The 25,511-nt window shown below is 61.5% G+C and carries 23 protein-coding genes; 10 read left to right on the top strand and 13 right to left on the bottom strand.

Annotated features, from left to right (window positions below; all coding sequences use genetic code 11):
- Positions 1 to 214: 214 nt before the first annotated feature.
- Positions 215 to 949, top strand: coding sequence for a helix-turn-helix transcriptional regulator (locus tag ASC80_RS22280; RefSeq protein WP_056302060.1), 735 nt, complete (start codon positions 215 to 217; stop codon positions 947 to 949).
- Between the two features lie 110 nt (positions 950 to 1,059).
- Here the strand turns inward: ASC80_RS22280 and ASC80_RS22275 are convergent, their stop codons facing one another.
- Both ASC80_RS22275 and ASC80_RS22270 read right to left on the bottom strand, forming a co-directional pair.
- Entirely contained in the window at positions 1,060 to 3,396 is a 2,337-nt protein-coding gene (locus ASC80_RS22275) for a relaxase/mobilization nuclease domain-containing protein (RefSeq protein WP_056301966.1), read from the bottom strand.
- Entirely contained in the window at positions 3,393 to 3,719 is a 327-nt protein-coding gene (locus tag ASC80_RS22270) for a hypothetical protein (RefSeq protein ID WP_244487344.1), read from the bottom strand. Before ASC80_RS22270 ends, ASC80_RS22275 begins: the two co-directional genes overlap by 4 nt.
- A gap of 629 nt (positions 3,720 to 4,348) precedes the next feature.
- On the opposite strand from ASC80_RS22270, the gene ASC80_RS22265 reads away from it, so the two are divergent.
- Positions 4,349 to 5,047, top strand: a complete 699-nt coding sequence (locus ASC80_RS22265; RefSeq protein WP_002719025.1) for a ParA family protein — start codon at positions 4,349 to 4,351, stop codon at positions 5,045 to 5,047.
- Complete coding sequence (locus ASC80_RS22260; RefSeq protein WP_002719024.1) at positions 5,044 to 5,457, top strand: hypothetical protein; 414 nt, start codon at positions 5,044 to 5,046, stop codon at positions 5,455 to 5,457. The genes ASC80_RS22265 and ASC80_RS22260 overlap by 4 nt, the downstream gene beginning before the upstream one ends.
- 80 nt (positions 5,458 to 5,537) lie before the next feature.
- On the opposite strand, the gene repC (ASC80_RS22255) is transcribed toward ASC80_RS22260, so the two are convergent.
- On the bottom strand, positions 5,538 to 6,770 hold the full coding sequence (repC, locus tag ASC80_RS22255; RefSeq protein WP_040308457.1) for a plasmid replication protein RepC: 1,233 nt from the start codon (positions 6,768 to 6,770) through the stop codon (positions 5,538 to 5,540).
- Positions 6,771 to 7,005: 235 nt separating this feature from the next.
- On the opposite strand from repC (ASC80_RS22255), the gene ASC80_RS22250 reads away from it, so the two are divergent.
- A complete protein-coding gene (locus tag ASC80_RS22250; protein WP_347329882.1) occupies positions 7,006 to 7,398 on the top strand; it encodes a helix-turn-helix domain-containing protein in 393 nt (130 codons plus the stop codon).
- Positions 7,399 to 7,508: 110 nt separating this feature from the next.
- Positions 7,509 to 7,880: a helix-turn-helix domain-containing protein gene (locus ASC80_RS22245; RefSeq protein ID WP_040308444.1), complete on the top strand. Its 372-nt coding sequence runs from the start codon at positions 7,509 to 7,511 to the stop codon at positions 7,878 to 7,880.
- A 59-nt stretch (positions 7,881 to 7,939) separates the two neighbouring features.
- Here ASC80_RS22245 and ASC80_RS22240 read toward each other — a convergent pair whose 3' ends face one another.
- The 8 genes from ASC80_RS22240 to ASC80_RS22200 all read right to left on the bottom strand — a co-directional run bounded on the left by ASC80_RS22240 (position 7,940) and on the right by ASC80_RS22200 (position 15,709).
- The gene (locus tag ASC80_RS22240; RefSeq protein WP_002719020.1) at positions 7,940 to 8,272 is read right to left on the bottom strand and encodes a single-stranded DNA-binding protein; all 333 of its coding nucleotides are present in this window, start codon (positions 8,270 to 8,272) and stop codon (positions 7,940 to 7,942) included.
- Positions 8,273 to 8,890: 618 nt separating this feature from the next.
- Positions 8,891 to 10,123: a plasmid replication protein RepC gene (repC, locus tag ASC80_RS22230; protein WP_044403887.1), complete on the bottom strand. Its 1,233-nt coding sequence runs from the start codon at positions 10,121 to 10,123 to the stop codon at positions 8,891 to 8,893.
- A 193-nt stretch (positions 10,124 to 10,316) separates the two neighbouring features.
- Positions 10,317 to 11,300 carry a plasmid partitioning protein RepB gene (repB, locus tag ASC80_RS22225; protein WP_111772144.1) on the bottom strand — a complete coding sequence of 328 codons (984 nt, stop codon included), beginning with the start codon at positions 11,298 to 11,300 and terminating at the stop codon, positions 10,317 to 10,319.
- Positions 11,297 to 12,520, bottom strand: a complete 1,224-nt coding sequence (gene repA / locus ASC80_RS22220; RefSeq protein WP_024584969.1) for a plasmid partitioning protein RepA — start codon at positions 12,518 to 12,520, stop codon at positions 11,297 to 11,299. The genes repB and repA overlap by 4 nt, the downstream gene beginning before the upstream one ends.
- Positions 12,521 to 12,725: 205 nt before the next feature.
- Positions 12,726 to 13,898, bottom strand: a complete 1,173-nt coding sequence (locus tag ASC80_RS22215) for a site-specific integrase (protein WP_044414607.1) — start codon at positions 13,896 to 13,898, stop codon at positions 12,726 to 12,728.
- Between the two features lie 13 nt (positions 13,899 to 13,911).
- Positions 13,912 to 15,000, bottom strand: a complete 1,089-nt coding sequence (locus ASC80_RS22210; protein ID WP_056301959.1) for a hypothetical protein — start codon at positions 14,998 to 15,000, stop codon at positions 13,912 to 13,914.
- Positions 14,997 to 15,434 (bottom strand): type II toxin-antitoxin system VapC family toxin, encoded by a 438-nt coding sequence (locus tag ASC80_RS22205; protein ID WP_056301957.1) that lies wholly within the window; start codon positions 15,432 to 15,434, stop codon positions 14,997 to 14,999. Before ASC80_RS22205 ends, ASC80_RS22210 begins: the two co-directional genes overlap by 4 nt.
- The gene (locus ASC80_RS22200) at positions 15,431 to 15,709 is read right to left on the bottom strand and encodes a type II toxin-antitoxin system Phd/YefM family antitoxin (RefSeq protein WP_056301955.1); all 279 of its coding nucleotides are present in this window, start codon (positions 15,707 to 15,709) and stop codon (positions 15,431 to 15,433) included. Before ASC80_RS22200 ends, ASC80_RS22205 begins: the two co-directional genes overlap by 4 nt.
- A gap of 121 nt (positions 15,710 to 15,830) precedes the next feature.
- On the opposite strand from ASC80_RS22200, the gene ASC80_RS22195 reads away from it, so the two are divergent.
- The 5 genes from ASC80_RS22195 to ASC80_RS22175 all read left to right on the top strand — a co-directional run bounded on the left by ASC80_RS22195 (position 15,831) and on the right by ASC80_RS22175 (position 22,401).
- On the top strand, positions 15,831 to 16,130 hold the full coding sequence (locus tag ASC80_RS22195; RefSeq protein ID WP_056301953.1) for a hypothetical protein: 300 nt from the start codon (positions 15,831 to 15,833) through the stop codon (positions 16,128 to 16,130).
- 293 nt (positions 16,131 to 16,423) lie between these two features.
- Positions 16,424 to 17,587: an RHE_PE00001 family protein gene (locus ASC80_RS22190; protein WP_056301952.1), complete on the top strand. Its 1,164-nt coding sequence runs from the start codon at positions 16,424 to 16,426 to the stop codon at positions 17,585 to 17,587.
- Positions 17,588 to 17,699: 112 nt separating this feature from the next.
- Positions 17,700 to 18,686: an AAA family ATPase gene (locus tag ASC80_RS22185; RefSeq protein WP_056301950.1), complete on the top strand. Its 987-nt coding sequence runs from the start codon at positions 17,700 to 17,702 to the stop codon at positions 18,684 to 18,686.
- Between the two features lie 10 nt (positions 18,687 to 18,696).
- Complete coding sequence (locus ASC80_RS22180; RefSeq protein WP_056301949.1) at positions 18,697 to 21,171, top strand: S8 family peptidase; 2,475 nt, start codon at positions 18,697 to 18,699, stop codon at positions 21,169 to 21,171.
- A gap of 30 nt (positions 21,172 to 21,201) precedes the next feature.
- Positions 21,202 to 22,401: an SIR2 family protein gene (locus ASC80_RS22175; protein WP_056301947.1), complete on the top strand. Its 1,200-nt coding sequence runs from the start codon at positions 21,202 to 21,204 to the stop codon at positions 22,399 to 22,401.
- 53 nt (positions 22,402 to 22,454) lie between these two features.
- Here the strand turns inward: ASC80_RS22175 and ASC80_RS22170 are convergent, their stop codons facing one another.
- Both ASC80_RS22170 and ASC80_RS22165 read right to left on the bottom strand, forming a co-directional pair.
- Positions 22,455 to 23,321, bottom strand: coding sequence for a phospholipase D-like domain-containing protein (locus ASC80_RS22170; RefSeq protein ID WP_244487343.1), 867 nt, complete (start codon positions 23,319 to 23,321; stop codon positions 22,455 to 22,457).
- Positions 23,302 to 25,485 (bottom strand): DUF8724 domain-containing protein, encoded by a 2,184-nt coding sequence (locus tag ASC80_RS22165; RefSeq protein ID WP_056301944.1) that lies wholly within the window; start codon positions 25,483 to 25,485, stop codon positions 23,302 to 23,304. The genes ASC80_RS22170 and ASC80_RS22165 overlap by 20 nt, the downstream gene beginning before the upstream one ends.
- Positions 25,486 to 25,511 lie beyond the last annotated feature (26 nt).

Below are 25,511 nucleotides of genomic sequence, written 5' to 3'. Positions count from 1 at the left end.
AGAACCAGGTTCTATAGCTGGCGATAAACACAAAATATCACACTCCTCTTTCGCCGAATTCTAGTAACATTTTTCTTGGTTTGATAATGGCGCCGCCCGACCGCTATACCGAACCACTTCTGCACTTAGAATCTCGCGCGTCGCGGGAGACCCTCTCATCCGCCTTTTGCGAGACGGATCTACTCGGAACATGATCAGTCGCGGGGGCCTGAGAATGACAGACTTATTTTGGAGCACCTGGGAAGTTATCTCGCTGATAGAGCAAGCGGTCGACCAAAGCGCCCTTCAAGATTGTCTTATAAGCATCGCCAATAGTTACGGGTTTGCTTCAGTATTTGGTGGAATCGTACCACCAGCTGATATGCAAAATTCAAGGACCGAGATACGAACCCGCTCTATGGTGCAACATTTTCCCAAAGCCTGGGCGACCAGATACGTCGCTCAAAATTATCTTCCGCGCGACCCGATCGTTGGTCGCCTTCAAAAGGATCGAAATGCCTTTTCCTGGGCTGAAAGTTACAAGTCGTGTTCGGAGCCAGACAACGCGCGGATAATCGGAGGGGAAGCTGCCGACTTTGGGTTAGTCGAAGGCTTCGTGATCCCGGTCACGACGCTTGATCAGCGGTCAGCGGCATTGTCCTTCGGCGGAGCAAAGGACGATCTCAGCAGTAACGACCGATCAGCCCTTACGTTTCTTGCAAATTTTGCCATCGGGCATTGGTTGTGTTTACGTCGTCCGAGATCAACGCGCAGCAATAAGCTTTCACCTCGTGAATTTGACTGTCTTCTCTGGGCTGGGGAGGGAAAAACCGATTGGGAAATCTCGGTCATTCTCGGCATTTCTCGACCGACGGTAGCGAAACACATCGCTTCCGCTCGCGAGAAACTTGATGCTGTTAACAAGACACATGCGATCGCAATCGCCATGCGTCTAAAGATTTTGGGCTAGGATCTCCGTAGCAAACTCCAGGAACATTTCAATCACCCTTAGCGAGCGCGTTCAAACGCGTAGCAATCATATTTGCGATTCCTTTTAGAGATCGCTGGTAATATTCCCCCTCAACTGCGCCTTTGGCCTTTGATTGATTGCAAGCTTGGCTTTTCGGCTTCGAGCTCACGCACGATTTTTTCCTGCTCCGCGCGAAGCTTCGCCAAGGCATCGGTCTGGATCAGGGATATTGGCAGCGGCTGCGCCGGATGTTCCGCGATCGCCTGCGCTGCCTCGACCGCCGCGGCCGCCTCTCGAGCTTCACGCGCCGCGGATTGTTGCGAGCCAACAACGATGGCCCTTTCCGCTTTCAATTCCTCTTGCGAAGTAGGATCAATACTCCCTCGCGCCTCCTGCCGCCGCTCGACGTCGATTGCACGATTCGCGAGACGCTCCGCAGATGTCGCTTCCCGTTCTTCCTTGACGCGGATTTCCTGGGCGTTCTCGATGAGCCGATCGGCGTTCGTGCCAACTACAGCCTCGACGTCCGCCGGGCTGAGTTGCTGTACGCCACGCTCCTGCAGGCGTTGCAGATCAATCCGATTGGCGAGCGTTTCCAGGTAGCGCCCCGACGTTTCGCGAAATTGCTGCTTCGTCTCTCCATCTAAGAGATCGCTAGTCCGGGAGACCGCATCATTCATGATGCGTAAATCCTGGACCATCTGCTCCGATGTAATTGGCATCTCGCCCTCCTTAACCAAATACTCCACACGTTTGCCAATCGTGTGCAGGATGCCACCGACGGTCTGCGCCATCAACAGCCGCTCGAGCATATCCTTTGCTACGCCGTTTGAAGGCTGCTCCGCCGCAACGGTCCTCCAGGCGACGATGCCCTCGTTCACGACTTTGCGATCCGGCGCCGACATCGGCAGGCGGATGGGGTTTGTTTTCGCCACCCGGATCCGCTGCCGGGCATTGTCGATAAGACGTTGATTGCCGGGATCGGCGGCATAGGCACGATCGCGGGCTTCTCGCGCAGGACGCGGCCGATCCGCCGCCTCGACGATTGCCTTATCCTTCGGACCATAGCTTTGCGAAGAGGCCCGCTCCTTCGCCGAGGTTGCGACGATCTTCAGGCCTTGCGCCTGGGCATGCTGCGCGTAAGCCTCGCGCCACTCCCGGAAAGTCTCTGGATTAGGATGGATCTTCTGGCCGGATTCATTCTTCACCGTGATGACGGCGTGAGCGTGAATATGCCCGGCCGATTCCTTATCCGTGTGAACGCCAAACATGAATTTGTGATCGGCGAAGCGGTCGTGCAGGAAGGCGCGCGCCGCGTCGGCCAAGGCCGTCACACCGGTTCCGGCCTTCGCCGAAATGATCATGTGCATGGTATCGCGCGCGGATTGCGATCGAAGCGACGGCCCCCATTCGCGGGCGGAAATCCGCGCATCCGCCACGTTGGACAGGCTCTTCCCGCGATCGTCGGTCGCCGGACCCCGCTCAATCAGCTTGTTGAGCCTGTAGGTGACGCCATCGCGGCCATGGCTCGTCGCCCCGGGCCGAATGACCACAGTCTCCGCATCAATGCCTGTGGCCGCTGCGATCCTGGCACGAACCGCGGCATCCGAAACGGAATCGAGACGGCGTGGTCTGGCGTCGTATTCCTGATCGGCGGCCTGAGCCTCTCGAATGCGGAATCGCTCCTTGCCGCTCCCGGCCATGGCCGCGACAACGTGCGCTTCGAGCTGTCCGTTATCGTCGACATCGATGCGGGTCGCGTGACGATGTCCGGAGAACGCGGACGCGATCGCCTTCTCGCAAAACGCTCGGCCTTCGGCGTTATCTGCAACACCTGCAACCTTGAGACGGAATGCGCCGACGTCTTGGCTTTCCGCGCGCTTCGAAAAGTCGGTCGACCAAGCCTTCATCTCCTCGGCCACGGCCTCCCGGTCCGTCAACAGCCGCCCGTCATGGGTCTCAAGCGTAACATCCTCGCGCTGCACATACTGGCCGGTCGCCGTGGCGCGCGCGGCACCGCGCGCATAAGAAACCACCTTGATGACGGCAGGCTGGTAGCCGGCAGCGAGCTGCCGGGCTCGACCAAGAGGACCGCCCTGCCCTCCCCCGGTCGAGTTCACTCCGGCTCCAGCACCGGCGCTGATGCCTCCGGAGATCGAGCCCCGCGCCCCACGCGAAGGTGAGGCCCCAGGGCCTGCGCCGGCACCTCCGCTCGCGGCCGGGATCGCGCGAGCCCGCTCCTCATCACGCTCGCCCGTAATTGTCGCGCCGCGAATGATATCTTGTGCCGGCGGCATCTTGGGAAGCGGCGCGACGTGTACTTGCCGTGCGCGGACGTTATCGCCCGGCCGACGCGGCCGCCGACGTTCCGCGCGCGCCTCCACGACTGCCCGACGCGCCGCCTCGACCTGTTCAAGCCACCAGACGATCTGTGCGGCACGGCTCACGTCAATTCCTCGCCTGAGATCTCCGCCGACAGCGCGAGCTTGGCCTCGCGACGTAGTTTCGACCCGTAGGCGACCGTCATCTCAGTCAGCTCGTCGTTGATCGCCGCGATGACCTCGTGCAGCCCTCGCCATACCGGCTCGGTGTCTTCGATGCGAACGGCTTGGCCGCGATGAATCGCCTTGACGACTTGCGCGAGATTGCGGCCGACCATGCGCACCTGGCTCGCCAACTCCACAACAGCGCGCGTGTTTTCGGCCGACAATGCGGGGCCTGCTTGGACGGAGGCGCGGATCAGCCGACGCACCACCTCGGCTTTCGGCAAGCCAAACAACGCGACGGCCTCCTGCAGACGCTGCTCATCTGTCTCGGAGAGCTCGGTCCGAAGTCTCGGCTTGCGTCTCAGTGATGCAGAGCCAGCCATCCGCGTCCCCACACTCTTTCCGGTTGAGCGGCTCGTCGGTCGTCAGACCGAAGCCGAATACGCCGGGCGTTCCGTCAGGACGCCGGCGTCGCGCGTCAGTGCCCTCGGCTGCGCTCAGCAGCCGTTTCCCGGTTTGGCCCACAAACCGGTATCTTGTCAACCAATATCTAATACACTGAATGTTAGACACTCAGCGCATGAAGGCGCTTGCGTCCAAAAAAGCTGTCCGAATGAACTCTCCAACCTTCTGGCGCGCAGTGCCATCCACAAGCTCCTGATTGCGGCAAGACCGCAATTCGGCAAGACGGTAACGCCGGAGAACGGGAATGCCTCAACACCGTAACAACCTCATCCGACATCCCGGCAACGCGGCATCACCGCATTCGCAAAATCACCGATTAACGAACCAGTGCATTGCGACAAAACCGCAATCACGATCTACCGAAAAGAGATATTGCGTGATTGCCGCAAGTTCATTATGTTGTATGTTGTCATTCCGCCGACGGAGCTCACCGCCTAAGGAGGACCAAGTGCCGAGCATCTTCGCCGTGGCAAACCCGAAAGGCGGAAGCGGCAAGACGACCGTCGCGATCATCCTCGCCGGCGAGTTCGCCAAGCACGGTTACTCGGTCGCCATTGTCGATGCCGATCCGCAGGGATCCTCTTACCAATGGCATGCGTCATCGGTCGCGCGGGGCTTGAGCCCGCAGGGCGTCGACCTCGTGCGCGCGCCTGATGAAAAGGCTCTCGCCCAGGCGATCGATCGGCTGGACGGCTATGACGTCGTCGTCGTCGACACCCCCGGCTATTATGGCGATGTCTTGATCCAGTCGGCGCTCCGCGCCGACCTCGTTGTCCTTCCTTGCAAGGTTCACACCTTCGACGCTTCCCAGGTCGTGCGCACCATCCGCAATCTCGAACAGCATGCTGCCAGCTCAAAGCTGCCGATGAGCCAGCATCGTGTTCTGTTCAACGAATACGACAGCCTCGACCGCAACACCCGGCCCCTGAAGGAGGTCGTCGCCTATCTCGATGCAGAAAAAGTTCCCGTTTGCGCCAACGCGCTGTACCGGCGCGTCACCTATCGCACCATGACAAGCGGACACGGCACGTTGTACCAGATGAGCGACAAGGACGAATCGGTCCGCAAGGCCCGTTACAACGCCGATCAGGTCGTCCGCGAATTGCTCGCTGCAAGCCAAGGTGCCGACCAGGGCGACGCCGCATGACGGATCCCGACTCTGCACAGAAACCGGATCGCCCCGCCCTGCCCCGCGACGCCTTCCGCGCTCATCGCGTGAACACGGCGCCGATCGATACCCCCGCGGCAAAGCCGGTCGTGGTAACACCCGCCTATGAAGATCAGGTCGCTGCGCCAGCAGCACATCCGACCTCGACGGAAAGCGCGTCGACCCGCAAGCCATCACGCCCTCAGAAAGCCCGCGATCGAAATCCATTCGATGTCTACGGCGAACGATCCTCATCTCGGCCTTACGCGTTGCGCTTCCCCGATGCGATCGACCTTGTGGTCCGTCAAATGGCCGCCGAGGAGCGAACACAGCCGCTTCGAATCATCGACCGCATAGTTTACGACCACCTCAAACGGATCGGCCGGCTGCCGCCGTCGCACGAAACCTGACAGAGATGTCCGCGCTGAGGCCGCATGTTCGCGGCCACGCGACGCACCAAATGAGGGAAGCGACACAAGCAGGATCACCTTTACGAAAAGTCGTCCGGGAAGGAAGATGAGGGTGGGTCTCTGTCACGGGCAGCTTGCCCTTGCCGCCGAAGCGCCATCAGCATCGGCCAGACTGAGAATTTGCCCGCTGCGGCGCGCCGGGCCAGGATTCGGAGATAGCCTCCTGGATTCTTGATGGCGTTGCCCCGTTGCAGAATGGCCGAGAGCACTACACTGGCTTGTCCATCGCCCATTGCGATGCGGGCTTCCTCCCAGGCGCTTGGACTAATGCCGAGCATGGAACGAACGGTGGATGCGGTCGTAATGAGATCCTGCGGCGTGCGGATGCCACTGCGCGCATAGTCGACGATGTCGGGACAGAGTTCGACCACCATGCGAATAGGGATTGCGCTGGCCGTTCGAGCGTTGCTGGGGTCAGCCATCTCATGGGCGCCCGGTGCCGGGTCAGGTTCGGATGAACTAGGCTCCTCCGGGCCTGAGTTCTGAGTCCGATCGGCCGATGAAATTGGCGGGACGGGCTCGATCGGATCAAGGTGTTGTTCGAGAGCTTTGACGATCGCTTTTGCCAAGCTCACTAGTTCGACAACGATGGGCTCAAGAATCTCACATTTCGGGACGCGAGGAAGCCGGGTCAGGATCTCTCGGAACGTCCGATGATAGGAGGCCCAATCGGCGGCGACACCCTGCTCCACACCAGTCGCAATCATCTTGGCGATGTCACGCCGCGCCAAGGTCATCCGTTCGCGAAGAATGCCGAGCGCCTGGCGCTTGGCGATGGCGGCTTCGGCCGCGGCAGCGAATTCGTCGGATCGGGCCACGATCGGTCCGAGATCGAAGCCAAACGCCTGTTCGATATCGCCGGAAGGCGTCTTGCGTGCGTAGCGTTTGCCATTCGGACTATCCCTTCGGAGAACGAGTCCGTGATCGACAAGCGCCGCAAGATGGCGGCGCAAGGTCGAGGCTGCCATCCCATGCGCGCGCAAGGCAAGAAGCCGATTTGAGGGAAACACGACCAGATCGGTCGCGCCGGCAGTCAATACTGTGTCGGGATGAAACGAGAGCAGTGCGTTCAAAACCATAAGCGCGCGATCGGAGATGGCGAGCGATGCCCGCGCCTCACAGATGTTTCGGAACACCTGCCATTTGTGCGCGGGCTTGCCCTCGGGGAATTCTCTCACGCCGCGTTGCGCCTCGACGGTACTGAGCGACAGCGGTCGCCGCCCAAACGGCGTAATCGGATTTTGGTCAAGCATCTCCATTCGCGTCCTCTCGTTAGCGAGAGCGCGGGCAAACAAAGACCGTGGCGTAAAAACGCGAGTCCCCTTGAACTGTCGGATGGCGCGGGCTAAAATGCCTCTATGCGATAGGGGCATTGTTGGCGATTGGCGTCGCCAGCCCGTTCATCCTCATGAGAGACCCGGCTCTGCCGGGTTTTTCTTTGTCCGAACGCACCTCTCTTGGTTGAATCGAATCCGTCTATTATATTGAATGTTGACCGGCCGTCCAACATGGAGGCTTGACCGGCGGAGCGGCGGAACCGTTTGCGTTTGGAACTGCGAGGAATCAGCGATGGGTGAGAAGTGTTGCCGCCGAAAGGCAGCTCACGCAGCGCAAGGCAGCACCTTGCGGAGTGCGTTCCACGCAGGATTGGAAGCGCTCAGGCTGGAATCGGGGCTGAGCCGGCGGGAATTCGCGGAGCGGCTTGGCATTCCGCGATCGAGTTATTTCCACTTGATGACATCGGCAGCCAATCCCAGCCTCGATTACATCGAGCTCATAGCCGAGCGGGCGGGTATCGACCCGCTGAGATTGCTTCACCGGCAGGTTAGCCCCACGGCCGGACGCCGCGCGGACATCAGGGATACTCGGGCGGCAAGATGAGTCGTTTCAAAGATTTGCCTGTAAAATTCTCCAACGTCCAATATACTGGACCTCGGGCTTGGTGTATGTTCCCCGGCGTTTCTCCCGGTGGACCCGAAAGCCAACCTACCATGTCACCAGTCCGCAAACCCCAGGCGACCGATCATTCTGTTCTGAGTGAAATGCTTGCAGCCCGGCTCCAGCAACTCGAAATCGAGAACGGTGGGACGGAACGCTTCCAGCGAAAGCTAGGCCTTGCGCGCGGCACCTACTACACGATGGTGCGTGGTAGAGGAAATCCGACGCTCCGAACCATCGAACGCATCGCATCGAGCCTCAATATGAGTGTATTCGAATTGCTTGGCTTCAACGATACCGATGCCCGTCGTGCGCTGAATAAAAGCGGTATCGATTACGATGAGTTGGTTTCCGCAATCGAAAAGAAAAATCAAGCCGAGCGTAGCCTTGCGCGTCAGACGCGATCACGCAAATTGCCATACTGAAATTAGCACAACCGGAAGGCGGAAAGCGGCGGGGAGGCCAAAACCTCCCCGCCGATCCGCTATGCGGCGACGCGCTCGCTGGCTTGCGCCAGCCGGCCCAACTCCAGACCGATGAGATCGACGGTGTAAACCCGCTGGCCGTCGCGCTCAAAGCTGTTCTGCCGAAGTCGCCCGCGGACGTGGACCAAGTCTCCCTTGCTGATGTGCTCGTTCACGTAAGACTGGATCGCCTTTGTGAAGATTGTGACCTCGTTCCAGTGCGCGTCGTCCTTCCACTGACCTTTGTCGTCCTTGAACGGGTAGTTGGCGCAGATGCTGACGCGAACAGTCTTGCCGACCTGCTTGATGGTTCCGACCCGACCGATGAGAGTGAATTCGGCGATATTGCGCATTATCTTTCTCCATCTTGTGGGGCTGTGCCCCGTTGCGATGGCGATCCGTTCATGGCCGGGAAGACGAAACAGAGCCGGAGCCGCCAGAGGCGAGCGGAGGGCAAGCGCAGCGCTGCGCCCCGGCCGGAGCCACGAATTTTGGCGCTGCAGGCGCATGCGCGAGGAATGCTGGTCGGGGTCCCCGCTTGCGGGGGAAACCGGCAGGGGAAAATTCTTGGCTCCAGGGGCCGACGTGCCGTCGACGGCCATAGGAATCCAGCCATGCAACCGGGAGCGACAGCCCGAACAGGGGAAAGATCTGCGATCGTCGCCAGCGCCCGGATCTTCGGCGGACGGATCAAAAGGGACGGCCATGTGATCGTTGCGGCGTTTCGCACATTTGCCGACGGACGACATTTCGGAAGCGCCGACCTGTCCTGACGAGTACGATCGTCTTGGCGATTCCCAGGATGCGTGCGGCCCGCGCGGAGAGACCGAGCACTGCGGAACGGCCGCGCAGTTTCAGTTTTCCGCGACCCCCGGGGCGCTCGATCACCTGCTCGCAGCCAAGTGCGTCCATGGCTAAAGCTCAAGAATGCCAGGCAAAGCGAGGAGGTGAAGATGAGGTCGACCATTACGTCACGCCCGCCGCTTTTCGTTGAGGTGCGAATTGATCTGCGACATCAAAATCGGGCCGAGCGAGAACTCTCCGGCCTCCGCTTTTCGAGTCAAACCGCGCAGGTAACCGCCGGCGGACCTGATCGCCGTGCCACGCTGCAGAATGCACGCGACAACAATCGCAGCCGGCGTCTCACCGAGGATCGTTTGCGCCTCCTCCCAGGCACTCGGACTAATTCCGAGCATCGATCGAACCACGGCGGCGGTGGCGAGGAAATCCCGCCAGTTCGAAATCCCGCCCTTGGCGTAATCGACAATATCGGGGCAGGCGCTCAGCACCATTCCCAACGGATAGGTCCCTTCCGCCACCCTCGGTGCTTGGGGTGTTGGCTCAGCCCTCGCCGCCCTGCCTTCTCGAAGGCTAGGTTCAAGATCAATAAGGGGGTCTGTATTTGAATTCTGTATGTGGCGCTCAGAATGGGACTCATTGGCGCTAGGATTCTTGGTTTTGATATGTGTTTCCAGAAGATTGAGCACATCATCGGCAAGCTGTGACAGCTCTTCGGCGATCGGCTCGAGTTCTTGCCGCGTTGCCGTGCGCGGAATCTGGTCGATGATCGAGCGGAAGGCGGCGTGGACCTCCTGCCAATCGGCCGGCCCCTGCCCTCCCCTACGGGTCGGGACGCCTTCCTCGATACCGGTTGCGATCATCTTGCCTATATCGCGCCGGCACAGCGTGATCCGCTCACGGACGAGCTTTAGCGCCCGCGCTTCTGCCTCAATGTCCGCCGCCAGGCTCTCGAATTCCTCCGATCGGACAACCAGTGGCGAGATATCGAAGCCGAAGGCCAGCTCGATCTCGCCGGCGCTGCCCTTGCGAGCATAGCGCTTGCCGTTTGGACTATCGCGCCGAACGACCAAGCCAGCATCGACGAGTACAGCAAGGTGACGCCGCAATGTCGATGCCGGCATCCCATGCGCCCGCAGCGACAACTGATAATTCGACGGGAAGACGATCAGATCGTCCTCTCCCGTGAGCGCGGTCTCAGGATGGAAGGTGAGAAGCGCGTTCAAAACCGAGAGCGAACGCTCGGACACACCCAGCCGCGGCCGCGCCGTGCAGATGGCGTGAAAGATCTTCCATTTGTGTACGACCTTCTCGGGTGGCCGCGTGGTGGCCACCATTTGGCTTGCCACGTGGGCAAGCGTCAGTGATCGCCGCCCAAAGGGCGTCGTTGGAGCGTGTGACTGCATGTCTTTGCCTCTTCAGGGCAAAGGAAATCGGCTCGCCAAAACGACGCCGTCTCTCACGAGACACTTGACTGCGATTCGCGGAAGTGATTCTCTGTCAGTCGCCAAACAGACGAGAGAGGGCTTCCGGACGGAAACGTTTGGGGGCCTTTTCTTTTGCCGCTATGAATCCTTCTTCGTATTGCGGGAACGCGGCTTACACATCGGCGCGGCGTCGAAACGCCGCGTAGATTTCGGGTAGCTGTTCAATCAGGTAAGATCCGAAAGCGGGCGCTGATTTCTCTTCGATCGTGAATTGAAGGCGATCTTTTCCCTGCACGATCTGCACGAGGGGGGCGCCAGTATCTGACTTGATGACCTGTTTGGTCTTTTTGGCCTGACGAGGTGACAGTGCCTTGAGGGCCCGGGCGAAGCGCGAGTCGCTTTCAAGAGCATCGAAGCCAGGTGACACGATCGCTTGGCGCCATCTGTCGCCGGTCTTTGGGAGAAGTTCTGCCAACTGTTCCCACCGAGGCCGGCCAACCTTTGGGGCCGGACCGATGGCGACGATGAGCTCTTCTGGGACGCTGCGCGCGACCGTGATCATGGTCGACAGATTGCCCTTGTGGACCGCCAAGGCCGCCGTCAACGCTGACCGAGCGAACCCGTGATCCTCAAGCCGCGCTGCGAAGAGCGCGCGCTCGATGAAAGAGAGATCGCGCCTTTCGAGATTCTCTCGGCCCTGGGCCACCACGAGTTGCTCGTCGCTCAGGTGTTTGACAATGGCCTTAACTGGTCGGCCAAGGCGCTGCAGCGCTTCTAGTCGCCGATGCCCATACGCAACTTGATATCGACCCTCCGTTTGAGGGCTCGGTCTCACCAGAATCGGGACTTGTTGCCCATGTTCAGCAATGCTGGCCTGAAAGGCCTCAAACTCCGCAGCCTTCGCATCGTCCAACCGGTCGCGAATAAAGGATGGATCGATCAGCGCGGGATCGAGCTCCACCACGTGATCTCCACCAGCGAGTTGCTCACGTAGGGCTCTCGCTTCGTCGGCATCCTGCGATAGGCTCTGCAGAGAGAGTCCCATAGCCTTAAGCGATCCCGATTTGACCGGGGTGCGAGTTTGCCGGTCATCGGATGATGGCTGCGCGGTGATTGGGGCCATCATGGCTTTGAGCGCGTCACGTCGCTTGTTCACACCGCCCTCCCCCATGCCTCTTTGACAAGATTCTCGATCTCGGCATGCGCGCCATCGAGGGATTCAAGAGCGCGGTCGTAGGTGCTTCGAACGAAATTCTCGCGGCCGACTTCGTACAGCGTTTGTTTGGTCAACCCCGCGTCTGAGATAGCCGTTGACTTCAAAATTGCGGTCGTAAGGACACGCTCGCCGAACAGGCTGCGCATGAGCCCAACGATTTGGCCCTGGGGACCATCGGTGGGCTCAAAACGCGTAATCACGTAACGAAAGAAATCGTAATCGGCGTCGCCGCCGGCTTGCTCGACCACATCGAGAAGACTCGCAGTCATGTGCAAGAACTGCGACATCGACGCGACGTCGAGCATCTGAGGATGGATCGTCACCAAAACACTGCGAGCGGCACATAGCGCGGAGAGCGTGAGAAAACCTAGAGATGGCGGGCAGTCGAGAATGACGACGTCATAGTTGTCTTCAACTGACGCGAGTGCACTTGCGATGCGCGAGAAAAACATGCGCTCGGAGCCGCGGTTGCGTTCGGCCAGGACTTTTGGCGTATCGTGCTCGAACTCCTGGAGCTCGAGATTGCCCGGAACGATATCGAGGCCCGAGAAATAGGTTTTCCGGATAATCTCGGACAACGGTCGGCGAGCGTCATCGTAGCGGATTGCGCCATACAGCGTTTCGTTTTCTTGGAGATCAAATTCTGGCTGGAGGCCGAATAAGGCAGAGAGCGATGCTTGAGGATCAAGATCAATCGCCAGAGTGCGATAGCCCCTCATCGCGAAGTGTTGCGCCACGTGAGCGGCGGTCGTGGTTTTGCCAGAGCCGCCCTTGAAATTCGTGACAGCGATGACCTGGAGATGCTCACCCTCGCGACGGTTCGGGGCGTAGCTCTGTTTGGTCTTCGCAAGCGTGCGTCGGATTTCGTGCACTTGCTCCAATGAAAATAGGCGGCGCCCACGAGCCGTCTTTTCTGCCTCAGGGGCGTCGCCGGCAAGTGAGAGATGGCGAATATAGGCGTCGGTAACGCCGATCAGCTTTGCTGCTTCGCCGGAGGTGAATTTGCGGAGCTCTTTCAGAGACGACGGTGGAAACGCGCGGAGCCGCAACTCCTTGAGCTGGGCGCTAAGAAGATCGGCATCCGACTCCACAAGCCGCGTTAGAGAGCGGACTTTCTTGCCGGTTCGGTGGCTGGCATCATTTGCTGCTAGAGCCGTCATATACGCTCGGTATCCAAATTTTCCACGTTGAGCGTAAATTCGGCGACTTCTCCGAGTCGGTCAAGCAAATAAGGGTTAACGGAAATTAACCACTTGGCCCAGCCGAAGTGTTCTCAGCTGAGAACTTCAACTCGCCGCTGGCAGTTCTCAGCTGAGAACTGCCATGTGCGGGCAAGGCCTGCCGCTGGTCGGGGCCCATGGTGCATCAGAGAATCAAGCGCGCTGCCCGTCCCAACGATCGTTCTGCCTCATTGTAATAGCTGGCGGCTTGTTGCACCGACCGATGCTGCGACTGCTGCATCGCCTCGGGCAACGCGACGCCCTGGCGCGCCGCCTCCGTCAGATACCCCGACCTCAGCCCATGCGCCGAAAACTCCCGCGGCTCCAGGCCGGCCATGGCGCAACGCCGCTTGACGATCAGGTTGATCGACTGCGGCGTCAGCGTCCGTTCCTCGATCGCCTCCCAGCGGTCGATGGCGCGGAACACCGGTCCTTTGGCGATGTCGGCGCGCTCAAGCCATTCCCGCAGCGCGTCGACTGGCGGCCCGATCAAAAGCACCCCGCCCCCCTCGTCCGCGACCCCGGTCTTGGTCCGGCCGAGCTGGATCGTTACGCATGGCAAGGTTGGCGAATGGGGGTCTTTGGGGTCGAGCGGCACGGCGGGCTCGTCGCTGATCTGCTCGACGCGAAGCCGCGCCACCTCGCTGCGGCGCCGGCCGCCGGAGGCGAAGGCGAGGAGCAGGATCGCGAGATCCCGGGTGTCGACGAGCCGGTCGGAGCGGCAGGTCGCGAGCAGCCGGTCAAGCACGTCGCGAGTCACTGCCCGCTTGCTCTTGCGCTGGCGCGGCCGGACGCTGGCCCGGACCGCGAGCCGCAAGGCCGCACGAAGACTGGGGGCGTGGAACGGACCCTCCTGCCCTTTCCAGCGATGCAGCGTGCCCCAGTTCGCCAGCCGGCGTTTGACCGTCGACGGCGCATGCGGCCCATCGGTCCGAAGCAGTAAGGCCTCTCGCAGCTCCGTCGCGACCTTGGCCGGCATGCCGTGTTGCGGATCGGTTTCGCGCTCGGCTGGATCCCACAGGTGATGCGCGACGTATTTCAGGGCCAGGCTTTCCGGCGCCGGCCACGGCAGTGGCGCGCCGGTCGCGGCTTTCGCCCAGCCCTCAAGGTAAGCGAGATCGGAGGCGAGTGCCCGCAGCGTGTTCTCGCCCATGCCTTCGCGAGCGAGATGTTTTAGGGTCGCAACGTCGTCGTCGGTGAGGAGTTCGGCGAGCCGATCGCGCCGTTCCATCGGCAGGATCGCCGAGAACGCGTCGAGCTGCAGAGCCCGCCGGGTTTCGGGGTCAGAGATCAGCGCGCGGGAGGTGATGTCGTCCATCGGCAGCGCTCCGTCAGAAGCCGTAGCTTCGATCCGCCCAGCGCAGCAGCACGCAGGCGTCGGGGTCGGGAAGGCGGACGCGCTGGGCCATCAGGCCCTCAGCGATGGTGCGTCCGACATCGGGGTCGACCCAGTGGCCGTGGGTCATCAGGAAGAACCAGCCGAAGGGCAGGCCGATCTCTCGGTCCACAGCCTCGACCCGGTCCATCAGAAGGTGAACCGAAGCCTCCGGCGTCATGAGCAGCCGCTCCTTTGGCGGCTGCAGCGGCCGCGGGATAAAGCCGACCTCGCGCTCGCCCTGGTGGGTGTAATCGCGGGCGTCGAGCGCCCAATGGGCGAAGACGCGCTGCGGTCTGGCGCTCGATTCCTCCCAGTCCTGAAAGAACCGCAGCTCGCGCGGGACAAAATCAAAATAGTCCGCGACCGCGTCGAGGAACGGCGTCTCGCGCGTTCCGCCCGGCCCGCTCTCGCGAATGACACGCCGTTCCAGTTCGGGCCGCTTGGCCTCCCGCTTCTCGCGTTCGACGCGACCGCAGCGATCGAGGAAGCTGCGGACATGGATCACCGCGCCGCCGGCGCGGCCGAGGAGCCGATAGACCGGGCCGGACAGGCGATCGGAGTCCAGAATCTGATCGGTGCGAGGCCAGCTCGGATCGAGTAGTTCCGATTCTCCCCGGGGTCGATAGTCCGGGTTGACGATCGGGCCGGCGCGCCATTCGGTCTCCCGTCCGAGCGCAATCTGAAGATAGTCGGCCGCGCCGGGCCCGGTCGGCGCCGACACGAAGGCACCGGTGCCGCGCCATTCGGTGATCTGCAGATCGGTCTCTTTCAGGCGCAACCAGACCGCCTTGATGTCGCCGCTGTCCTTGGCGATCTCGGCCGCCATCCATGGCCGCAATTCACCAATCCGCGTGCCGTCGGGCCGGAGGACCGACCTGGTGTCGCGCCAGTAATCGTCGTCGATCGGCGCGACGCCAAAGGCAAAGCCCGGAAACGCGGCGGCCAGCGCAGGGATGAGGTCGGCGTCGACCGAGGCTGGATCGAGCCCGGCCAGGACGGTTTCGAGCGAGGCGGCGTCCGGGAGGCGGGCAGGGGTGGTCATGCCGGCGCACCTTTATCGGTCCAGGGGTTCAACAGCGGCACGCCCAGCGCCGCAAAATCCTTGGTATTGCGGGTCGCGAGCACCAGCTCGCGGTCCAGTGCCGTGGCCGCAAAAAACCCGTCCATGACCGAGAGCGCAAAGCCGCTCTGGCGGGCTTGCGCCATCAGGTCGCCCCAGCGTTCGGCGATCGCGGGATCGATCGGCAGGATCCGACCGGCGAAGCGCGCCGGCAGATCCTCCGCGAGCCAGACGCTCAGCGCCTCACGACGGCGGCCATCGTCCATCAGGGCGATGCCGCGCCGGAGCTCGGCGATCGACGCCACGCTGATGAAGGCCCGGTCCTCGTCGACCGTATCGAGCCAGGCGAGCACCTTGGGGTCCGGCGTCGGCCGGCGCACCTCCGAGAGAACATTGGTGTCGAGCAGGACGTTCATAGATCGAGGTCGCGCGGTTGGTCGCGGGCCCGATCGAGGTCGAGATCGGCGTCGCGCAGGGGCGAGGCCATCAGGAACTCGGCCAGCGTGCCCTTGCGGACGGTCTTGCGCGCCCATTCCTCGGCCGAGACGATGACGACGCTCGGCTTGCCGTGGCGGGTGATGATCTGCGGGCCGCTTTGGGCGCGCTCGATCACCTCGGAGAGGCGCGCCTTGGCGCCGGCGACGGTCCAATGATCCGATTCGAGGGTCTGGGTTTTTCGGGGGGCTGTCATGATCCGCTCCTATGACCATAATGACCATCGTGACTATAAGGAAGATCGCGCCGACTTTCAACGGCCACCGTGCGGGAAAGACACCCTTGCGCTAGTATCGGGGCGAACGGACGGAAGCGTCATGGGCGGTCACGCGAAACAAAACCAGCCGCGGCCGGCGCCGGCCGACGAAGCCAGTGCGACCAGGCTCGATCGTCGGGCCGTTCGGACCGTCGATCTGACTGAGGAGGACATTGCCGCGATCAAGGTCTCGGAGATAACGCCCGGCTTTGAGCACCTCGATGCCGAGCTTGAGCCGGAGCCGGCCTCCCTGGTCGAGCAGGGCGTGCGCTTCGGCCGAGAACTCGGACAGCGCGGCGGGAAGACTGAGGGTCGGCCGGCCGACAAGGCCTTTCGCGACAGCCTGTTCGACGATTCCTGACCGCGATCGCGCCCACAGGCAAATAGCCGGCGCCGAAATCGACCGGGAGGGTAGGGGACAGTCTCTTCCGGAAGAAGGGAGGGCGCTGGCACGGGATGCCTTCTCTCGTCGGCAGGCCCGGCGGGGGATGATTTTCCCGGCTGCGGGCGCTCAGAATCGCTGATTTGCGCCGTGCCGTCCAACACTATCGATAAGGGCTAGTTATCGATAGTGAGAGGGGTGCGCGAAAAGGCATCGCTATGACGGAAGTGAAAGGCGTGATAGCTTCCGTTTAATCGATTCCTGTTAGGGTTATCAAAGCCTTGCCAACTGGCTATCAAATCCCCGATCCGCTGCCCTGGAGCCAGATCGCCGGGCCGCTGGCGGCCGCCGAAGACGCGGTCGCGCGCCTCGACGAGCGTCTCGCCAAAAGCCCGATCCGCGCCGGCTGGGCCGCGCGGACTCACTTCACCGATGCCTGCGCCACTCTGTGGCTCGAGGGCGAGCTCGTCCACCTCGAGGATCTCGTTCTCCACGACGCCGGCATGGACGTCCGCGCGCCGACCCACGAGCTGACCCGCGCACATGCCGTATTGCGCGCGCGACGGCGCATCGCCGACGCCAAGCCGGATTGGGCGCTGTCGGCCGCCGGGCTCGCCGGACTGCGGGGCCGGGGCGGTCAGGGCGACCGGGAAGAAGAAGATGGCAGCCGAAAGGGGGAAAGCGGAGTGAAGGCCGATCCAGACGATGCCGATGGTGAGGCTGAACTGGATGTGTCGCTCGAGGTGGCAGCGCCCGACGATCGGCTGGCTGACGCTTATGCAGCGCTCGACGCCGCGATCGCCAAAACCGACCAGACCCTCGCCGGCGAGATCGCCAGCCAGGCGAAGCGAGCGCCCGAGCGCGACCCGCTGGTCTACGACCTCGATTGGGACGAGGACGAACGGCTCGATGACTGGCGCGCCGTCGTCGGTCAGACGCGCAGCCTTCCTCCGGCTCTCGCGGCGGCGATCGCCGCCGACGCCTGGGCCGCGATCGAGCCGCTGCAGCACACGCCATGGCTCGGAAGGCTGCTCGCCGCCGCGCTGTTGCGCCAGCGCGGCAAGACGCGTTGGCATCTGCCTTGTCTCCATGACGGGCTCAAAGCGATCCCGCGCGAGCGGCGGCGGCCGCGCGACGCGGCCTCCCGGCTTGCCGTGCAGCTCGAGGCAATCGCCGCGGCGGCCGACACCGGGCTGAAGGCTCACGATCGCTGGCAGACCGCCCGCACGCTGCTCGCCCGCAAGCTCGCCGGCCGCCGCTCCACCTCCCGATTGCCGGCGTTGCTCGACTACGTCCTGACCCGGCCGATCGTCTCGGCCGGCATGATCGCGGAAGAATTGAAAATCACGCCGCGCGCGGCGCAAGACCTCGTCGCCGAGCTCGGACTGCGGGAGGCGACGGGGCGAGGGCGTTACCGGGCGTGGGGAATTCTATGAGATCGCGACCGGACGGAAGTGACAAGGGAAAAGACACGATTCCGCGATACAAATCACAATCGAAAAGTTAACGTTTCGTGCGCTGCGCACGGAGAGCCGAAGAGAAACGACGATGACCACCGCCCGCCACATCGTGACCTTGCTGAAGAGCCACATCGACGGTGACAAGGACCGTTTCCTCGCCACCGCGATGCAACTTGCCGCGCACGAAGCCCGGCAAGGTCACGGCAAGCTGGCCCAGGAGCTCAAGGAATTGGTGGATGCGGCGAAAACGAAAGAACCAGCGATCGGGCGGGAGGCGCGACCTGTTCCGCTGGTCCAACCCAAAGGGGAACTCGCCGTACTCCTGAATGCGCGCTATCCGGACCTCCGGCTTGGGGACATGATTCTGCCGGAGGCGCTCCGCGTCCGCCTCGGCCGTGTGCTGAGCGAACAGCGCCAACAGCAGAACCTGCGCGATCATGGCCTTCACCCGCGGCGCAAGCTGCTGCTGGTCGGCCCGCCCGGTTCGGGCAAGACAATGACCGCTGCCGTGCTGGCGGGCGAGTTGCATCTGCCCTTGTTCACGATCGTGCTCGATGGACTGATCACGAAGTTCATGGGCGAGACCGCCGCCAAACTGCGTTTGGTGTTCGACGCCATGCAGGCGACCCGCGGGGTCTATTTCTTTGACGAGTTCGACGCGATTGGCGCGCGACGCAGCGAACGACAGGACGTCGGCGAGATCCGCCGTGTGTTGAACTCGTTTCTGCAGTTTCTGGAACAGGACGAAAGCCATGGTCTTGTCATTGCCGCGACCAACCACCCCGAGCTCTTGGACAAGGCGCTGTTTCGACGCTTCGACGACGTGATCGAGTATGCCGTGCCGAACGCCGGCTTGGCCGAAGCGCTGCTGAGGGCGAGGCTCGGCCGCTTCGACACCCGCGGACTCTCCTGGACGGAGGCCGCACAACAGGCGGTCGACCTGTCGCAGGCAGAGATCGTTCGGGCCGCCGACGATGCAGCAAAGTCCACTCTTTTGCGAAACGGCAAGCGGATCACATCGGAAACGCTGCAAGAAGCGTTAACGGAGCGTCGGCGCGCCTCGTTGACGGGCTAGCAGCGCGCACATGGCAGACGATTTTCCGCGCGATCGGCCGCACCTCCTTCTGCGCAACAACGGTGTGCGGGAGGCCTACCGGCGGCCGAACCAAATCATTACACCCCCAGCGCTGCCCGATCGCGAGCGCGCGGCCCATGCACACGCGCTCGCTCAAACCGTTGGACAGGCGCTCGATGCCGCCCGCCACCAAATGGCGGAGCGAGACGCAGGCGTCGCTGTCGGCACGCCCGGCTTCTATCTCGAGATTCAGTTGCCCGGTTCAGAGCGCGCAGGCCTCGATCTCTTGGCTGACCGCCGGCAGCATATGGAAGTCGTCGCCGTGCGCGAACCGGAACAGCCAGGCGATCCATTGCGCGCATCGGTGTTCGTGCCCGCGCGCGCTGAAAACTTCTACCTTCGCAAAATCGAAGCCTATCGCACGACGGACACGCAGTCAGGGCGCCCCCGAAACGAACCGCTGGTCTCGCGCATCGACACTGTTCGCCTAGCAACGGCGCGCTCGCTGTTCACCGACGAAGAACGCCTTTTTCCCAACCAAGCAAATGAGCGTGTGTGGTGGGAGGTGTGGCTGCGCGACGGGTACCGAGAAAATTTCGAGCGCGTGGCGCAGGCCCTGAACATCACGCTCCGGGCTCACGCCGTACGCTTTCCGGAGCGCGAGGTGGTATTGGCGTTGTCGGATGCCGCGGCGCTCGATCGACTCGTGGCCCACAGCGACGTCGTTGCCGAACTGCGCCGAGCAAAGGACACCCCCGCATTCTTCATGGGGCTTGGCGGCGCGGAGCAGAGAGCGTGGAGCGACGAGTTGCTCGCTCGGCTTGCGGCACCCGCGGAAGAGAGCGTCGCAGTGTGTCTGCTCGACAGCGGGGTGCGCCGCACCCACCCGCTGATCGAACCGTCACTCGCAGAAGCCGACTGGCACACGATCAACCCAACATGGGGCGCAGACGACACGCCAGCCTGGCAAGGCCACGGCACGCGCATGGCAGGTGTCAGCCTCTACGGCGATCTCGTCCCGGTGCTCGCAGGGAGCGATCCGATAGCGCCGGCGTATCGCCTCGAGAGCGTACGCATCCTGCCGCCGACGTCGGGACCGGCGAATGATCCCGAGCTCTACGGGGCGATCACAGGCGAAGCCATCGCGCGCGCTGAGATTCAGGCCCCGCAGCGGCGGCGGGTGATTGCGATGGCCGTCACGAGCGCGAACCCGGCGCGCGGACGGCCGACGTCGTGGTCGGCGGCTGTCGACCAATTGTGTTTCGAGGAAGCAATCCGCCGCCTGATCATCCTGTCGGCGGGCAATATTGCGGACGAGCTGACGCCCGCGGATCATTTGACGAAAAACGACCTCGAACCGGTTGACGATCCGGCGCAGGCTTGGAACGCATTGACGGTCGGCGCCTTCACCGACAGGGTCGACATCATTGATCCGGACTTCGTCGGATACGCGCCGGTCGCGCCGGCCGGTGAGCTGTCGCCACGCAGCCGAACGTCGGTGACTTGGGATCGGCAATGGCCGGTCAAGCCGGATGTCGTTTTCGAAGGCGGCAATCTCGCCCATGACGGCGCCTCGCCAGGAGAGCCGATCGACGACCTTCAAATCCTGACCACCTATTTCCGCCCGGAGAACCGCCACTTCACGACGATCGGCGACACCAGCGCCGCAACCGCTTACGCTGCCGGCATGGCCGGCGCAATCCTGGCGGCGCGGCCGAATTTCTGGCCTGAAACAATCCGTGCCCTGATTGTGCATTCGGCCGAGTGGAGTCCAGCGATGCGGGCGCGGATCGATGCCTGTCACGGAGCGAAGACGCAGATCCAGTCCCTCGTCCGTCGCTACGGCTACGGCGTACCTGATCTCGGGCGGGCATTGCTGTCGACGCGCAACGATCTGACCTTGATCGTCGAGGATGAATTGCAGCCCTTCCAGCGCGAGGGCACGGCCGCGGCGAAGACGCGCGACATGAAGTTGCACCGGTTGCCGTGGCCGAAAGACGAACTTGCGGGTCTTGGAGATGCGCAGGTTGAGCTGCGCGTGACACTGTCATATTTCATCGAGCCCAATCCCGGCGAGCGCGGTTGGACACGCCGGCACCGATACGCTTCGCACGGCTTGCGTTTTCGGATGAAGCTGGCGACCGAAAGCGTCGACGAATTCCGAGCCCGCATCAATCAAGCCGCTCGGGATGAAGAAGAGGGTGCGCCAGGCGGCGGCGGCGAGGACTGGCTCCTGGGCACGTTCCGCGATCGCGGATCTCTCCATGCCGATTTCTGGTCCGGGAGCGCAGCCGACCTGGCCGAGCGCGACGCGGTCGGCGTGTTTCCTGTCGGCGGCTGGTGGAAGGAAAAGCCCTATCTAGAACGCTTCGACGCGCTGGCGCGATACGCTTTAGTCGTGACCATTCGAACACCAGGCATCAACGTCGATATCTTCACGCCGGTCGAAACATCGCTCACCGTCCAGACCGCGGTCGAGACATGACATTCGAAGTGGACTACACGAGTACAATGCATGTCGAAGGCTAAGGAACGCGCGCTCATCATCTTGGGAGCAGGCGCATCGATCGAATACGGCATCCCGGCAACGATCAAATTCACCGACATCATCGAAGGGGCGGTGATGTCTGATCCATGGGTGCAGAGCCAAAAAGGCGACGTGGCCTTCAAGACAATCAAACGCCGGCTGAAGCGTTACCTACACAATCCGGGAATCGTTCACTTTGAGCAAATCTATCATTGCGCACACGAACTCATCTACCTGCAGCGACCCAATGCAGGCGCGGTCGACGAGTTTCGTCCTATCCTCGTCCCATTTCTGAAGGACACCTCAAAGACGACCAACGACGGATTGCGAGCTTTGGTCAGCAAGATGACCGAGGTCATTTACGACGAGGTTGCAGCACGGAGTGCCGCACCGGCTTGCCCGGTCCATTCATTCAAAGCATTCCTGACCGGTTTGGAGGCGGCAAGCATCCCACGTCTCTACACCACAAACTACGATGACTTCGCGCTCCAGGCCCTTCCAACGCTCTACACCGGCTATGATCGGAAGGGCGCAAGAGAAACAGTGTTCGACGTCGATGGGTTCTGGGATCGCTGGAGCGATCCGAGCCTGTTTTACCTACACGGCTCGGTGCACATGAGCTATTCACACCATCCCGCGGCTGGCCCTTTCGCCGACCTAGTATGGTTTGATGATCCCAAGGAGGCGCGTAAATCAGCGAACTTCTTCGGCAGCGACTTGCGCCGGATGGACGGATCGGGAGTCTTGCGGACGCCGATTGTGACCGGCCTCGATAAGCTGTCGCGACTGCAGCAACGTCCGCTGCCATATTTCTACGCCGCGCTCACGCGCGATGTCATGGAAGCAGACGTGATTTATGTGGTCGGGGCAGGCCTTGGAGATCTTCATCTTAATACTTTGCTCGCGGAGGCTCGGTCGAGACCGAATCCTGCGCCTTTGCTATTTGTTGACTGGTGGAACGGTGGCTTTGATCCGCATGCTCCACCTGATCGTAAATCGATCGAGATGTTCCACGCACTGCGTATCCATATCGGCGGCAGCGGAGTGCCGCCGCCGGCGACGGTCGGCGACTGGCTCGTCTCATCTGACAAAACGGCCGCGATCTGGTCCGGTGGATTCCAACACTTTCTCCAAGAGACGTCTCAGCACGATGCGGTTCGTAAAGCCCTGAATCCAAGGGGGCCCTGATGATGTTCCGAGAGAAAGGGTTGTCGGTCGGCTGTTCGGCCCCGTCAACGCCGTCATAAATAGTCGAGAACCGGAACACCTACCGCGCGAACGGCGAGGAGAACCGACCGCATTTGCCTTGCTGTCTCGCCTCGGACGAACACGCCACACTCAAATGACCGTTCGAGCGCCGAACCCATAAAATTGCTGGAGCCGACGTAGAATTCCGAATCATCGGCCAATACGACTTTCGCGTGGAACGTCTCGCGACCGGATGGCAGCGATGAAGGCAACGCATATTCGATCACTGATACATTCAGGCGGCGGAAATCGGCAGCGCGTGGATTGAACGCGTCCCCACATTGCGCTTCTGCCAAGGGCCTTGAAATCAGAAGACGGAGTACCTCGGGCCGGCAAAGTGTGAATAGCTCCAGCAACAGCTCCACTCCTTGAGGGTCCAAAAACGGGGAGAGGACAACCAATTCCTGCTTGGCACCGCGCGCCAGGTTGAAAAACGCATCGGTCGTCTGAAAGACAGTCGGCCAGAGCGCTTGCGCGTCATCGATGGCCCGGCGAAGCGCACTCTTCAAGCCGGGCTCCGTGAGCACCAACCGGACCTCGTCCCGATCTTTATGGACACGAAGGTAGGCGGCGACGCCTTGGAGGTGCTCAGCCAATGCAACAAGCACAGAAGGCTCTGAGTGCAGTCGGGTGGCAAAGCTCGACCGCGTGGCAAGGCCATTCTCGATCAGCGCCCGACGAACGATGGCAACGTGCTCAGCCGAAACGCCTCGCAACCGAGATGATAGATCACGATCCGAACGGCCGATCGCATCCGTGCTGTCGGCTAAATGCGCGATGATCCGCGCGGCCTGCGTGGCGAGCGGATAAAGCTCGCCGATCAGCGCATCGAAACGACGATCATTGAGCAGCTCTGGCATTTTCAAGCGCGAATTGGAGATAACCCTTTATGCGTTCTTCACCGACGATAAAGTCGGGTCGGCCGCGGCCAATGAGCGTTGAGCGACTGAGGTATTTGTTCGCCGTCAAGCAAATCACTTCCGGGATCATGATGCAGTCGGGACAGGCTCCGCCCTTCGTCATGCAGAGATTTCCGAGATTGCAACCCAGTGATGTCGGGAAGTTGCGGAGGTAAGAGAGAAACGCCTCATGGTGATTGCGCCACAGCGCCGATAGATCGCCGAGATCAAGCGTCATCCCGTTGCGGTAGACTACAAACCCGAGATCGGCCGGAAACAGATATTCGCCGATCGATCCTAGATCAAGACCCGAGAACTGCTGTATCCCCTGCATGATGTAATGCGAGTAAGAATGCAGCAACGCATAGGTCATTTTATAGATTGTCGGGTTTGACTTGCGATCATGCTCTTCGAGATAGCCTGACATGATTTCTGCTGAACTCAGCAAAGCCGCCGCGAAATTGTCGGGGTAATCACTCAGCAAAGTGGCATCGGCGCACCCCAGCTGCGGCTGCAACAGCCACGCCCGCACGAGAGCTTCTTCGAGTTGAAAATAGAACGCTTCGTTCGATTGCTCGAGCACGTAAACCGGGTGGCGCGACTCTTGCGCCGTCTGAACCTTCGGAAAGAGATTCAAACGGACCGGCATCATGCGACCGTGCTTGAGTATTTTGGGCGTGTTGCCCACTCGAGAGTATCCATAGCTGAACTTGCAGAGATCGAACTTGCTGATCAGGCCAGCGCGCCGGACTCCCAGAAAGCGCATCGCCCCTTCGGCGTTCTGCACCATCGTTGTGCGTTGTGGTGAATACGGCGGCACAAGCCACTCATCTGGATTGGTGAAGTCGACATAGCTCGCCCTGCCACCGACAATCTCTCCGCGAAGCTTCGTCTTCGTCAGCGCCGAATGTTCGACTAGAAGCCGGAACGGATCGTACTTTCCCGTCCACTCGTGCCGCTGTTGAAGCTTCATCGTTATAGCAAGCGGTAACGCGGCGTTGCGCTGGAGCCATCCAGCTTGCTGCCAATTGGCAAGCCGCTCGGTTCTCATCTTCATCATGAAGTCCGCCACCACCTGGTTATTGTTGTCGGTGGCCAACTTCAAGCCTTGCAGGAGTTCGTCGAACTCCTTGGCTTCTGCTTTACGCTCTTTCGCCAACAGCTGCGCCGTCACCTCGGCGTCGTCCAGCGCTGGCCCCTCCAGTCCGACAAGCCTTTCGATCACACCCGCGAGCAGTCGCGCCTGACCCGGCTCCAGCGCTTCGATCCCTGACCCTTCGGGAAACGTGATGAACGTATCGGATTTTACAAAATAAGCCGAAGACGCAGCGTAATTGATCTTCTCCATGGACGCTTCGCCGACGATATTTCCGCCGGGCCCGATCGATGATGCGATCCGTCCAAGCGTCTCGTCGCACTTCTCAACCCATGGATCGGGATTTTTTGTCCCGCAGTTCGCGCACGAGAAGGACCAATTCGAAAGCGCCACCTGATCCTTGTTGAGGACGAACTGACGACTTCCGCATTTGCCGCAAACCGCAAATCGCTTGATCGGACGACGGGTCGCCTGATCGTAGACTGTCATGTTGGGGCTTGCCGGTTTCCACGAGCCGGACCAGTGAGCGAAGATGACGTCGAGCTGACCCCACGAGCAGTTCGACGGATCGTTGAGACGCTTCGGATGCGCGCATGCCTCGCTGAGTTCCGAGAGGCGCTGTCCCATCTGCTTCGGATTTGCCGTCGCTTCGATCAAACCGCACTCGCTGCATATCAGCGTTGTCGGGCGCGGGAGGTAACCCATCCGGTCGGGCTTCAAATAGACGAACGCCGTCGGCCTAAAGCTGTATTGCGTGCGTGATGTATCCAAAAGGGAAACGTCCACGCAAAATTCCGGTAACGGCGCTGGAACATCGGCCTCGTTTTGCCGACAGGCCATCGCTTTATCAAACCAGGCACGCGCAACCTCGTCGATGCGCATTTCGATTTGAACTTTTGTCGTTTGTTCTGGCCGCGCAGGCGTCGCATTCGGAGACGGCATGGCCTGACAAGCGCCCGCAGCCCCCTCAAACGTAAAATGCTGCCCTGGCGCGTAACTCATGGCGATCTGCGCCTGCGATCGGCTCATGGACGGGCCCTTAGCATCCGCTTCGC

Source organism: Afipia sp. Root123D2 (assembly GCF_001425835.1).
Classification (GTDB): Bacteria; Pseudomonadota; Alphaproteobacteria; order Rhizobiales; family Xanthobacteraceae; genus Afipia.
Note: the sequence above shows the minus strand (reverse complement) of the source record. Positions and strands in the feature narration are given on the sequence as shown.